We start from the raw sequence: 14,490 nt of genomic DNA on the forward strand, positions 1-14,490 counted from the left end.
ATTATATCATAAAATAAATAAAAAAGCACCCGAAGGTGCTAAAATTTTATTTATTTTTCAATATATATAACCCAATTATTTAAAATTAAATTTTTATACCTATCAACAACTTCTAATTCTGTAATTCCCTCTTTAATTAAAATAATCATTTTATCAAAAGATTTTTCATATAAAATAAAGTCTGGATCGGTTAATTCCGGTAAAAGCCTTATAGAAAAATCATTTGAATTGCTATTTTTAACACTTTCATCATCCTTTACCAGCATAATGACATTATCAACAAATTCCTCATGTATAGAAACATCTCTATTTTCTCCATTGGATAAAATGTTCAACTCGTTTAATTTCTCTTTTATCTCATAAGCAATTGTTTTATATTCAAATTCGCCAATTCTTGTAATTCCAATATTTTTTAAACCATTAACATAAATAAAATTAACAATCCTTTTTATTTCTCTTTCTATATTTCCATTATACATCACAAATTCTGGTGTTTTATATCTATTTGAAAACTCATAAACATCTTTCACCTTTTTATCTTGATATTCTTTAATAAAAATACCAAGTATAGCAAGAAATATTCCTAATACTCCACCTATAGCTAATGTTAATTTTTTATTTGGCGCAACAGGCTTGTATGGAATATATACATTATCAACAATCCTGAGTGATGGTTGATAAAAGTTAGATTGCAATTCCTGGGTTTCTATAGAAGATTTTAACGTTTCATATTTTGTTTGTAAAATAGCAGAATCCTTTTTTAATAAAAAATATTCATATAATAATGGAGATTTTTCTTTAATATCAGAATCTATTTTCTGCATTAAAGAAACTGTAGATGATTTAATAACATCCAGCAATTCAAGTTGTGTTTTATCCGCAACATACTGCTTATAAGTATCAATATCAGTTGTAGCAAGATATTTAAGGTTATTACTTAAAATATCATTAATTTGTTTTTTTAGATTATCCTCTAACACCTGAATTTTTGCTTCCAATTCAATTAATTTAGGGTTTTGAGAAGAATTTAATTTCAATGTTTCATATTCTATTTTTAAATTAACCAATTGATCTTTTAAAGGTTTAATGGAATCATTGTTTTCCAAAAAGAATTTCTTTAAATCTGGATTCAGATTTACAAGATTATCCTCAACAGATTTTATTTTTGTCTCTAATTCTGTCTTTTTACTGTCTATATCAATTAAATCAAAATATAATTTAGAATATTGCGAAACATAAGGCTCTAAAGAATTCTGATCAAAAATTTTATTATTAACCTGGAAATCCAAAATTTTCTTTTGTACATTTAAATACTTATCAGAAACATCCCTAAACATATCCTTCAACTTGCTTAAATAAAAGTTAATATCAGATAAAGCAACGTTTTTTTCGTACTTAATATATTCATCATAAACAGATTGTACAATAGAAGCAGCTAATGTTGGATCAGCTGATTTATAAGAAATCTTAATTAATGATGTATCTTTTTGTGGTTGAATATCAAGATTTTCTTTAATACTTTCAACAATATCGTATTTATTTATTTCACTTTTTTCTCTTTTCAAAATTTTACTAATAAAAGAAGGCTTTGAATTTTTTCGATAATAGTCCAATAACTTATTATCTTCCACAACATTTAACAAAATCTGATCTGATTTCATCTTTTCAATAACAGTGCTAATAGAATTGCCTCCAGATGGCAAACTAATTCCCACCATAGAAGCCAGGCTTCCATATTGAGCAAGCAAAGAAGAAGTCTTTGAAGTATTTTTTGTTTCAATCACCATCTTTGCTTCATATATATCTTTAGCAAAATAAAGATATAACCCTGTAATTAAAACAGTTAAAAATAAAATAACAAAAAAAGTAACCTTTCTTCTTTTAAATATTCTAAATATATCTGATAATGTCAACTCATTTTCAAAATCTTCCATCCAGCTACCTCCTAACGTTTTTTATTATTATATCAAATTTTTCTTAAATGTATACTGTGTATAATAAAAATTAATTAATAAATATTATAAAATATTATTTAGTTAGAATAAAAAATTTTCGAGAAGATAGGGAAATTGACTAAGCTTAAAAGCTTGTTTTTGTAATCATCTTTCTACTTTTACTATATTTATAGAATTAAGCGCTAAACTTGTATAGGTAAAAATATGTTATAATAAATGGAGAAAAAATATCGGGGGTGAAATTATGGCAATATTAATAACAGGTGGAGCAGGATACATTGGTTCTCATGCATGTGTGGAATTTTTAAATGCTGGATATGAAATTGTGGTTTTAGATAATTTTTCAAATAGTAAGCCAGAAGTATTAAAAAGAATAAAAGAATTAACAGGAAAAGACTTTAAATTTTATGAATTAGATTTATTGGATAAAAAAGGATTAAAAAAGATATTTGAAGAAAACAAAATAGATGCAGTAATACATTTTGCTGGTTTAAAAGCAGTAGGAGAATCCGTTTCAATTCCTTTAAAATATTATCATAACAACATAACAGGTACATTGAATCTATTAGAAATAATGCAAGAGAAAAATGTAAAAAAAATAGTGTTCAGTTCATCTGCTACAGTATATGGTAATCCAGAAAAAGTACCAATAACAGAAGATGCACCATTATCAGCTACTAACCCATATGGTAGAACAAAATTATTTATTGAATACATATTAAAAGATTTATATGTATCTGATAATGGATGGTCTATTGCATTACTCAGATATTTCAATCCAATAGGAGCACACGAATCTGGTAGAATAGGTGAAGATCCAAATGGTATTCCAAATAATTTAATGCCATATATAACTCAAGTAGCAGTTGGAAAAAGAAAAAAATTATATGTATTTGGAAATGACTATAACACACATGATGGAACAGGTGTAAGAGATTATATTCATGTAGTGGATTTAGTAATAGGACATATAAAAGCATTGGAAAAAATAATGAATGAAACAGGAGTAAAAGTATATAATCTTGGAACAGGTGTTGGATATAGTGTTTTAGATGTTGTAAAGGCATTTGAAGAAGCAAATAGAATAAAAATACCATATGAAATAGTAGATAGAAGACCTGGCGATGTTGATCAAGTATATGCAGATCCAACAAAAGCATTAAAGGAATTGGGGTGGAAAGCCGAAAGAAATATAGTAGATATGTGTAGAGATTCCTGGAATTGGCAAAAAAATAATCCAAATGGATATGATAAATAAAAATGCCGGTTATCCGGCATTTTTTTAATAAAATTAACAAATTCTTATTTAATTATAAAAACAAAAAATCAAAAGTGTGCTATAATTATGAATGGGATAAAATAGTGTTGGAGGCATGAAATGAAAATAAATTCAAATTTTCTAAAATTAATTGATTTTCTAATTTTAATAATTTTTAATACATATATAACCAGGAACATATATGTTTCATTGATATTTGGGACATTTATATATCTTGGTATATATGCATTTAGAACATATGATTTTGAAAACATAGAAAGCTGGAATGATACAATAATAAGAGTTTTTGCTGGAATGATGTTAGGTTTTCTCGCGGTTTTATCTTTTTCAGCAATTTTTGATAATTTTATTTTAAAATCATATTTTTTAGATAATTTTCTATTTAATATTTTAGTGTTACCAGTTGTTCATAAAATTAGTTATTATATATTATTAAGAAATATAGAACCAAAAAAATATATAGTAATTGGTAGAAAAGAAGAATGGGAAGATTTAATGAATGAAATAGAAAAAAAGAGTCTTGGAAAATTAAGATTTGCTGAATATATAAATCCTTCACCTGTTAGATTAAAAAAATTGATTAAAGAACATGATGGGGTTTTGGTAGCTGATCCAGAGTTAGAAAAATTGGTAATAAATGAAATAAATGAATTTAAAGAAAATGGTATAAAAGTTGAATATTTACCTGTCATAGTTGAAAGATTTTTAAGGAGAATTCCAATACAGGTAGCGAAAAAGTTTAAAGCCCATTATGAAGTAGCTTTTAGTGAAATAAAAGAATCGCCTGCTAAAAGAATAGTTGATATAATCTTCTCATTATTTCTTTTAATTTTATTTTCACCATTAATAGTTATATCATATTTTCTGATTTTTTTAGAAGATGGAAATCCTGTTATTTTTAAGCAGATAAGAATTGGGCAAAATGAGAAACCTTTCCTTTTAATAAAGTTTAGAACTTTGAAAGATAAAAAAGATGAAGACAAATTATCGAATCCGAATGAAAAAATAGATAAACATGCATTATATTTTGGGAAATTTTTAAGAAAAACAAGGCTTGATGAAGTCTTGCAATTTTTTAATGTATTAAATGGAACGATGAGCATTGTCGGTCCTAGACCAGAAATGGAACATTTTCATATTTTAGCTAAAGAAAACATACCGATGTATGAATTTAGACTTAAATTAAAGCCTGGAATTACAGGATGGGCACAAATTAATTATAAACATACAACTACATTAGAAGATTATAGAAAAAAAACAGAATACGATTTATATTATATAAAAAATAGAAAATGGTTATTAGATTTTAAAATAATGATTCAAACGGTAGAAACAATATTTGGGTTGAAAGGCGCTAAATAATGGAGGCATCAAAATGTGGCAATTATTTTTAATAATATCATTAATGCATGTATTATTTGTAGCTATAGCAATAATATATAATGTTTTTAGCAAAAAAATTGATATGAATGTTTCTAATATAGATATTTCTAATTTTCCTAAAATAAGTATTTTAATTCCAGCATATAATGAAGAAAAAAATATTGAAAATAAAATTAAAAATATTCTTAGTCAAAATTATCCAAAAGATAAATTAGAGATATTAATAGGTTCGGATGGTTCAACAGATAGGACAGCTGAAAAGGCTAGAAAAGTTGAAAATGTAAAAGTTTTTGAATTTGATCGTTCAGGAAAAGCTAGTGTTTTAAATAAATTATACCAAAAATCATCCGGAGATTATATATTAGTCTCTGATGCAGATACATTGTTTTTATCAAAAAATGCATTAAAAAATGCTGTTCTAAGTAATAGTGAAATGGTAACAGCAATTGTTGGAAGTGATGAACTACCAGGATTGAAAAAATATTGGAATATAGAATTTAATGTAAGGAATTTTGAAAGTCAATTTGGGAAATGTGTTGTTTCTAGTGGTACATTTATTTTTGTTAAAAGAGAATATTTTCCTGAAATACCTTCTCACATTATTGCGGATGACTTATTTATACCCTTGTGGGTTATAAAAAATGGCGGAAAAAGTATTCAAAATGATAGCATAATATGTAAAACAGAAAAAGAAAATTATACGACAAGGTCTTATTTTAAGAAAAAAATGAGAGTAGTTAGAGGTGGAATACAAACATTATTTGAATATTTTGAATTGAAATTAGATTTTTTATCTTTCTCTTTTTTCTTTCTACATAAAATTAGTAGATGGTATATGGCATTATTTTTTACACTATTCTTATTGTTTTTTGATGTAAAACTGTTTTTATCATATATATCAGTATCTTTACTTCTTTTTCTAGTATTTAAAAAGTTTAGAATGCTTATGATAGATTTATATGTACCCGTAATAGCGACAATTTTAGAATTCATCAAACCAACAAAATTTGGTGGATGGGATTTTTAAAATGGGAGTTGATAAAATTTCCAACAAAGTTTTTAATTTTTTGATATTTGGTTTTTTTTGGTTACCTGTAGTTTTTTTTGGTGATGATTTAATTTATATTTCTGAGATAATAATTGCATTTTTATTTATAATGTTTATTAAAACAGAGAAAATAGAATTTAAAAGTTATTGGTATTTTTTAATTCCAATAATTCTTTTTTTCTATAGAATAACATTTGCCCCATTTGCAGGAGCAGTTTTAGTAGCGAAAGAGTATATATTATTTTTTAAACAAATAGAATATTTTGTAATATTGACAGTTTTTTACCATTTTTTTCAAAAAAATAAATATGAGGAAAGCAATTTATTTAATATTTTGAATGTTCTGTTTATAACATACGCTATATATATTTTTTATGATGGGATTAGTCATTTGGGTCAATTTCATAGAGCTGTGATACCTTTTAAAAAAGGTGTAAGTAGTAGTTTATCTGGATTGTTTTCTTCTATTAGTATATATTTTTCATATTTGAACATAATCAACAATAGAAAAAAATTTTTAAACATTTTTTTTCTATTAATAGGTTTGGGAGCTCTTATATTAACTTTTTCACGAACTTCTTTACTTGCAATGATTTTAGTTTTTTCTGTTTTTTATATTTTTGAATTTATATATTCAAAGAATAAGAAAATAATAATATTAAGTATATTAGTATTATTATTAATTTTAAGTACTTTAAGTATAGTTTATAATTCTTTGGATTATAAATATGGTTTAAAATCATTTGATATAAATGGAATAATAAGAATGTTAAAATATGATAGATCATTTTATATTAGAATACATTATATTGCAAAACCAGCAATAGAAAAAGATATAGGAGAAGATACTTTTCATACTTTTATAAATACATTATTTGGAAATATTAAAAATTCACAAAATATTTGGGATAATCAGTATTTGATGTTATTTAATAATTTCGGTCTTATTGGGGTTTTTTCATATTTTTTAATATATTTAAATATTTATATAATGATATTAAAGAAATATAATAATATATTTAATAAATTAATGTTTCTAATAACTACGCATATAGTTATTTCTGGAATTACATTAGAATCTATGACAAATATATATGTTTTTTTAAATATATATTATATATTAATTGCGTATTTAATATATCAATCTGGAGGTTGCGAAAATGGATACAGTTACTATAATAAAGAATATGTATAAAAGATGGAAAATATATTATTGGATAACTTTTATATTAACAATAGTACTAGGAATATTGTATATAAAATATGCAGATAAAAAATATACTTCAAAAATGCTTATTGAATTAAATGATTCACAACAAAATTCATTTATTTCATCTGGATTAATTGATATTAATTCTTTAATAGGTGGAAATAATATAAATACAATAGCTACCGAAAAAATAAGATTAACTTCTGAACCAGTGATAGAAAAGATAGTTGATGAGTTAAATTTAGTAGATTATTACAATAAAAATTTAAATATAATAAGAAAATTATTAAAAACAAAAATCGAAAAAAGAAATGCTATAAATATTCTAAAAAAACAAATTGTTCTTGAAGAAGTACCATCAACAAATTATATTTATGTCAGTTTTACTTCTACAGACCCAACTCTTTCTGCATCAGTTGTGCAGAGAATATACGATTATTATATAGAATATACCGTAAATAAACAAAAAGAATTTTTTAATTCGTATAAACAAAAACTTGAAAATATTAAAAAAACTTTAGAAGAAGAATTAAATAAAAAAACTCAAGAAATAATAGATTTCGAATTAAAAAATAAAGTTTTTTCAAGTTCATTACCAAAAAATTTAATAGATAAATATTATGAAATATATAATAATTTATTTGAAATTGAAAATCAAAGATATGAATTAAGAAATAAAATTGAATTGTTTGAAAATAATTATGTGAATATTGATGATTCATTAAAAAAAGAATTAGTAATATCGTCAAACCCAGATATAACATCTTTAAAAAGAAGTTTATTAAATGAAAAATTAGAATTAGAAACGTTAAAATCATCAAATCCTAATTCTCCAAAAATATATGAAATGGAAACTCATATTAAATTATTAGAGCAGGAATTAGATAAAGAAGTTGAAAAAATATTATCAAATCAATATTTATATTTAGACACAGTATCAAAAAATGATTTCAAAGATTATATATCTCTAAAATCACAATATGAGAAACTTGATGTTTATAAATCGTTTCTTGAAAAAACATTAAAAGATATTGATGCCAAAATATATTCTCAATCACCGTTATATTATGAATATTTTAATTTAAAAAAAGAGCAAGAAATAGCATCAAAAAAGTTATCAGATATAACAAGTTTAATTGACCAAATAAATTTAAAGGATTTTTCAATTATGCCGAAATTTGATATTATTGAAAAACCCTATCCGCCAAAAAGTCCTTCTTCTCCAAACAAAAATTTATTATTAGCAACAACAATATTTTTAGCTATTATTATGGGATTTTTAGGTATTTATTTAAAAGAACATTTTAATAATAAAATTATTGATATTGATTTATTTAAACAACATTTCAAAGAACCTGATATATATGATGATATCAAATTTAATAATATACGGAAATATTTATATAATAATCATATAAAAAAAGCAGTAGTATATCCATTAAATCTAAAAGAATTTGATTATTTATTTGATGAATATGAAATTTATGAAATAAGGAAAAACACATCATTTAAAGACATAAAAGAAATAAATGAAAAAATAAAAAAATTAGAAAATGTACTTATTATAATAGATTCAAGCGAAAAAACAGACATAGAATTATTTAAAGAAATAAAAAATAGATTTGTTCTTATCGAAGAAAAATATACTTATATTGATGATGTAGAAAGAATAAAAGAGCTTCAAAACAATGTAAAATACATATATATTAAAACGGAGTGAAAAAAATGATAAAAGTGAAAAAAATGTTTTTAATATCTGGACCAATAGGTCCAGTTATTGGTAGTAATCAATCTTTTAAAAATACGTTAATTGAATATTTAAAAAGCGGTTATGAAGTATATCACTTTGCTTTTTTTTATAGAAATAGTCAAAAATATAATGTAAAAGATTTCCTTAAATTTAAAAATTATCATTTTTATGGAACACCCAAAGTTTTTGAGTATATAAGAAATTTAATAAGCAAGAAAAGTACTAAGAAAGAAATATCAATTCCAATTCCACATCCAGACGCAATAATAAAGCCGGAATCAGAAATTACCACATTTCAATCAATTTTTTTTATATTCTATACAATATTTGAAAGTATAAGAGCACTGCTATTAGCTTTATTTATAAAACCAGATTTAGTGTATTCATATGAAGTATTTTCAGTAATACCAGGATATTTAATAAAAAAAATATTTAAAATACCAGCAGCAAAAAGATTTCAAGGAACCTATCTTGATTACAACAATTTAAATAACAAAAAACTCTGGTTTCATAAACTGGCATATAAATTAAAATTTAACTTAGTAATAATGGCAAATGATGGAACAAAGGGAAATAAAGTATTAAAAAAATTAGGTATAAATAAATATTTATTTTTATTAAATGGTTTAGATGATAAAATAAAAGAAAAAGTTGATGAAGAAAAAATAAAATATTTAAAAGAAAAACATAATTTAAAAGAACATTATGTATTGGGAATATTTAATAGATTTCATCCATTTAAAAGAATAGATAGAGCAATATACTTATTAAAGCAAACCATAGATAATGGAATAAATGCAAAACTTCTTATAGGTGGAATGGGGGGACCAATGGAAGATTCATTAAAAAAATATGCGAAAGAGCTTAATGTAGAGAAAAAGATAATATGGTTAGGAAAAATAAAATATGAAGAAATGAAATATTACTATAAATTATGTGATGTTGTATTGATAGTAAATGATTATGCCAATACTGGTAATCAAATATTAGAAGTTTCATATCTAGGAATTCCAACAATTGCAACTGATGATGAAAATAATTCAAAATATTTATCGTTTAATAATATTTATTACGTGAAACCTAAAGAATTTTCTAAAAATGCTATAAAAGGGATTTTATACTTTTACAATAACAAAAATAAATTTAATAAAAATGAGTTAAAATCCTGGAAGGAAAGAATGGAAATAGAAATAAAAGAAATTGAAAAAATCTTGGAGGAAAAAAATGAAAATACTAAGTTTAATAGGAGCAAGACCACAATTTATAAAAGAAGCAGTAATAAATAAAGAATTAGAAAAAAAGGGTATAAAAGAAATATTAGTGCATTCAGGACAACATTATGATAAAAACATGTCAGATATATTTTTTGAAACATTAAAAATAAAAGAACCAGATTACTATTTAAATATTGGGTCATGGAATCATGGTGAAATGACAGGAAAAATAATGATAGAGTTTGAAAAAATAACAATAAAAGAAAAACCAGATATAATTTTGGTATATGGAGATACAAACACAACATTAGCAGGAGCAATAGTAGCAAGTAAATTAAAAATACCAGTAGCACATATAGAAGCAGGAATAAGACAAGAACCAAAAGATATGCCAGAAGAAATAAATAGAGTATTAACAGATAGAATATCAACATACTTGTTTTGTCCCAGCGAATTAGCGGTAGAAAATTTAAAAAAAGAAAATATAACAAAAGGGGTATACTTTGTAGGAGATATAATGCATGACCTGTATAAAATAATGGAACCAAAATTCAGATATGATATATTTAACGAATTAAAACTAAAAGAAAATGAATATATAGTAATGACAATGCATAGAGATTTCAATGTAGATAACAAAGAAAAATTAGAAAAAATACTACAGCAAATAGAAAAAATATCAAAAGAAAAAACAATAGTATTTCCAATACATCCAAGAACTAAAAAAAGAATAAAAGAATTTAATTTAGAGAAATACTTGGAAAAAGTAAAAGTAATAGATCCAATAGATTATTTAAATTTAATGGGGATGGTAAAAAAATCATGGAAAGTAATAACAGATAGTGGAGGATTGCAAAAAGAAGCATATTTTGCTGAAAGACAGGCAATAGTAATAATGCCAGATACAGGATGGAGAGAATTAATAGAATTAAAGTGGAATAAATTAGCAGATGAAAACAATATATATGAAAAAGTATTTGAAAAAAATAATGCGAAATATCCGGGAAATGTATATGGAAAAGGTAATGCTGGCGAAAAGATAGCAAAGATTTTAAAACATTTGGAGGAAATAAATGTTAGATAAAATATTAAAATTTGAAGAAAAAAATGATATATTAAATTTTAAATTTTCATCTGGAGATTTATTATGGCCATTTATAAGATATACTATATTATATGGGTATATGAAAAATTATTATGGTTTACAATTAGAATCAATGTCAAATGTTCATAAAAAAATGAACATTAAAGAATTATTAAAATATATATATATAACATTTTCCAATAACCCATATAAAGTAAAAAAAAATTATGAAATATTGTTTTTTGGAGTAAATTCTGCTAATCATTTAAGAAATGATGGATTATATTTTAATAGGCTACACGATTATTATACAAATATTTTTCCTGAAAAAACTTTTTTTATTGAAAAATCGCATAACCTACAGTATTTTAGACCGCGTTATTTTAAAAATATTGCATATAGTGATTATCTAACAATGAATATAATATTAAAATCTAAAATTTTAAAAAAAGCAGATAACCATGATAAAAAATTGGCAAATGAATTTATTCTTTTCTTAAAATCAAACTTTCAAGAATTTAATTATGAATTTTATAATAACATATATAATCTTATTATAGCTCACTCTGTTCAGATTCCATTATATAAAAAATATTATAGAAAATTATTCAAAAAACTAAAACCAAAAATTATTTTTGTTAACACTGCAAGTTACGGAAATATGTATGGACATATAGTAAAAATAGCTAAAGAGATGAAAATAAAAACAGCAGAATTCCAGCATGGTGTAATCACTTCGGGACATGTGGCATATAATTATAATGACACAATATTAAAAAATGAAGAATATAAAAAATATCTACCGGAATATCTTTTAACATATGGTGATTTCTGGAACGATAATATGAAAACACCTGTAAAAAAAATAACTATTGGTAATCCTCATTTTTGGTATAATTTTGAAAGATTGAATAATGAAAAAAAAGAGAGGTCAAAAAAAATAATATTAATAGTTTCTCAAGGAACAGTTACGAATATAAATGTAAAAATAGCAAAAGAGTTATCAAAAAAAATAGATAAAAATTATAGAATAATATTTAGATTGCATCCGGGAGAAATACCTTTTGAAGAAAGATATAAAGAATTATATAATTATAATAATATTGAAATAAATAAAGAAGGAGACATATACAATTTAATACACGATTCAGATTATATTATTAGTATATATTCAACAACAATTTTTGAAGCTGTATCTTTAAATAAAACAGTGTTTATATATAAACATCCGCTTTCCGAACTACATATTCCAAAGAATATAGGAATATGGTTTAACACCGTTGATGAATTATACGAAATGATTAAAAATAATATGAAATCAGAAAAGGAATATAATATAGAATATTTTTGGAATAAAAATTGGAAAGAAAACTATATAAATTTCTTAAAGAATGAAATTGGAATAGAGGTGAAAAAATGAAAGTATTAGTCACAGGTTCAGAAGGATTTATAGGGTCTCATTTAACTGAAATGCTGGTTGAAAAAGGATATAATGTAAAAGCTTTTGTTAGATATAACTTTCAAAATGATTGGGGTTGGCTTGAAAAATCTAAATATTTGAAAGATATAGAGATATATACAGGAGATATAAGAGACTATGATAGTGTATATGATGCAATGAAAGATGTAGATATAGTGTTTCATCTTGCAGCATTAATAGGAATACCATATTCATATCTTTCTCCATTAGCATATATAAAAACAAATACAGAGGGGACATATAATGTATTGGAAGCAGCAAGAAAATTAAATATTCAAAGAGTAATACACACTTCAACTAGCGAAATATACGGTACAGCACAATATGTACCAATAGATGAAAAACATCCATATAATCCTCAATCTCCATATGCCGCTTCAAAAGCAGGAGCTGATCATTTAGCTTTAAGTTATTATAGATCATTCGAATTACCAGTAACAATAATAAGACCATTTAATACATACGGTCCAAGGCAATCAGCAAGAGCAATAATACCAACAATAATATCTCAAATATTAGCAGGGAAAAAACAAATTAAGTTAGGTAATTTAACTCCTACACGAGACTTAAATTATGTAAAAGACACAGCAAATGGATTTATAACTGTAGGATTACATGAAAAAACAATTGGTGATGTATATAATTTAGGAACAGGAAAAGAAATATCGATAGGTAATTTAGCTAAAAAAATAATTGAATTAATAGGAAAAGATGTAGAAATAATAACAGATAAAGAAAGATTAAGACCAGAAAAATCAGAAGTTGAAAGACTATTATCAAATCCAGAAAAAGCAATGAAATTAACTGGTTGGAAGCCACAATATACATTAGAAGAAGGGTTAAAAGAAACTATTAATTGGATAAAAGAAAATATGCAATATTTTAAAGTTGATATATATAATGTTTAGAAGGTGAATATATGAAATATATACCATTATCAATACCTAATTTTACAGGAAAAGAGAAAGAATATGTATTAAATGCTGTGGAAACAACATGGGTTTCTACAGGGGGTTCATATATAACAGAATTTGAAAATAATATAGCTCAATATTTAAATGTTGAAAAAGCAGTTGCAGTTCAAAGTGGAACTGCAGGACTTCATCTTGGTTTAAAATTATTAGGGGTCGAACCAGGAGATGAAGTAATTGTTCCAACACTCACATTTATAGCAGCTGTTAATCCGGTAAAATATTTATGCGCAGAGCCTATATTTATGGACTGTGATGATTCATTAAATATAGACATAAATAAATTAGAAGAGTTTTTAAAAAATGAATGCGAATTAACCAGTAAAGGATTAAAAAACAAAAATACAAATAGAATAATAAAAGCAATAGTAGTTGTTCATATATTTGGAAATATGGCAGATATGGAAAGTTTAATAGATATAGCAGAAAAATATAAATTAAAGATAATAGAAGATGCCACAGAAGCACTAGGTACAAAATATACAGAGGGAAAGTATAAAGATAAATTTGCAGGAACAATAGGGGATATAGGAGTATATTCTTTTAATGGTAATAAAATAATCACCACAGGCGGTGGTGGTATGATGGTAGCAAAAGATAATAAAATTGCAGAAAAAGCTAAATATTTATCAACCCAATCAAAAGATGATCCATTATATTATATACACAATGAAATAGGCTATAATTACAGAATGACAAATTTGCAAGCAGCATTGGGTGTAGCACAGCTTGAGCAATTAGAAAAATTTATAAAAATAAAAACAAATAATTATAAATTATATAAAGAATTGATATCTGAAATAGAAGGATTAGAATTATTAGATTTTAGAGAAAATACAAGACCAAATTATTGGTTTTATTCATTATTAATAGATAAAGAAAAATATGGTTTAGATAGAGATGAATTGTTAAAACGATTAAAAGAAAATGGAATAGAAACAAGACCCATATGGTATTTAAATCATATGCAAAAACCATTTATAAATAATTATGCATATAAAATTGAAAAAGCTAATTATTATTGGGAAAGAGTATTAAATATTCCATGTAGCACTAATTTAACTGAAGAAGATGTTAAATATGTAGTAAAAAATATAAAAGAAATAAAAAAGTAGG

Annotated in this window: 11 protein-coding genes; 10 read left to right on the forward strand and 1 reads right to left on the reverse strand. The window is 24.0% G+C overall.

What is annotated here, in order from left to right:
* Nucleotides 1-50: 50 nt before the first annotated feature.
* Nucleotides 51-1,934 (reverse strand): GumC family protein, encoded by a 1,884-nt coding sequence (locus JRV97_RS05615; protein ID WP_281000964.1) that lies wholly within the window; start codon nt 1,932-1,934, stop codon nt 51-53.
* A 265-nt stretch (nt 1,935-2,199) separates the two neighbouring features.
* Here JRV97_RS05615 and galE point away from each other — a divergent pair, with 265 nt between their 5' ends.
* The 10 genes from galE to JRV97_RS05665 all read left to right on the forward strand — a co-directional run bounded on the left by galE (nt 2,200) and on the right by JRV97_RS05665 (nt 14,489).
* Entirely contained in the window at nt 2,200-3,213 is a 1,014-nt protein-coding gene (galE, locus tag JRV97_RS05620) for a UDP-glucose 4-epimerase GalE (protein WP_281000966.1), read from the forward strand.
* A gap of 120 nt (nt 3,214-3,333) precedes the next feature.
* Entirely contained in the window at nt 3,334-4,596 is a 1,263-nt protein-coding gene (locus JRV97_RS05625) for a sugar transferase (RefSeq protein WP_281000968.1), read from the forward strand.
* 13 nt (nt 4,597-4,609) lie between these two features.
* Nucleotides 4,610-5,644, forward strand: a complete 1,035-nt coding sequence (locus tag JRV97_RS05630; protein WP_281000970.1) for a glycosyltransferase — start codon at nt 4,610-4,612, stop codon at nt 5,642-5,644.
* Nucleotide 5,645: 1 nt separating this feature from the next.
* Nucleotides 5,646-6,860: a hypothetical protein gene (locus tag JRV97_RS05635; protein WP_281000973.1), complete on the forward strand. Its 1,215-nt coding sequence runs from the start codon at nt 5,646-5,648 to the stop codon at nt 6,858-6,860.
* Nucleotides 6,826-8,595 (forward strand): GumC family protein, encoded by a 1,770-nt coding sequence (locus JRV97_RS05640; RefSeq protein ID WP_281000975.1) that lies wholly within the window; start codon nt 6,826-6,828, stop codon nt 8,593-8,595. The genes JRV97_RS05635 and JRV97_RS05640 overlap by 35 nt, the downstream gene beginning before the upstream one ends.
* A 5-nt stretch (nt 8,596-8,600) precedes the next feature.
* Nucleotides 8,601-9,911 (forward strand): glycosyltransferase family 4 protein, encoded by a 1,311-nt coding sequence (locus JRV97_RS05645; protein WP_281000977.1) that lies wholly within the window; start codon nt 8,601-8,603, stop codon nt 9,909-9,911.
* The gene (gene wecB / locus JRV97_RS05650; protein ID WP_281000979.1) at nt 9,850-10,923 is read left to right on the forward strand and encodes a non-hydrolyzing UDP-N-acetylglucosamine 2-epimerase; all 1,074 of its coding nucleotides are present in this window, start codon (nt 9,850-9,852) and stop codon (nt 10,921-10,923) included. Before JRV97_RS05645 ends, wecB begins: the two co-directional genes overlap by 62 nt.
* Nucleotides 10,913-12,343, forward strand: coding sequence for a hypothetical protein (locus tag JRV97_RS05655; protein WP_281000980.1), 1,431 nt, complete (start codon nt 10,913-10,915; stop codon nt 12,341-12,343). The genes wecB and JRV97_RS05655 overlap by 11 nt, the downstream gene beginning before the upstream one ends.
* The gene (locus tag JRV97_RS05660; RefSeq protein WP_281000982.1) at nt 12,340-13,311 is read left to right on the forward strand and encodes an NAD-dependent 4,6-dehydratase LegB; all 972 of its coding nucleotides are present in this window, start codon (nt 12,340-12,342) and stop codon (nt 13,309-13,311) included. The genes JRV97_RS05655 and JRV97_RS05660 overlap by 4 nt, the downstream gene beginning before the upstream one ends.
* Before the next feature lie 11 nt (nt 13,312-13,322).
* Nucleotides 13,323-14,489, forward strand: a complete 1,167-nt coding sequence (locus tag JRV97_RS05665; protein ID WP_281000984.1) for a LegC family aminotransferase — start codon at nt 13,323-13,325, stop codon at nt 14,487-14,489.
* The last annotated feature ends 1 nt before the right edge of the window (nt 14,490 follow it).

This window comes from Marinitoga aeolica (assembly GCF_029910535.1).
Lineage (GTDB): Bacteria > Thermotogota > Thermotogae > Petrotogales > Petrotogaceae > Marinitoga > Marinitoga aeolica.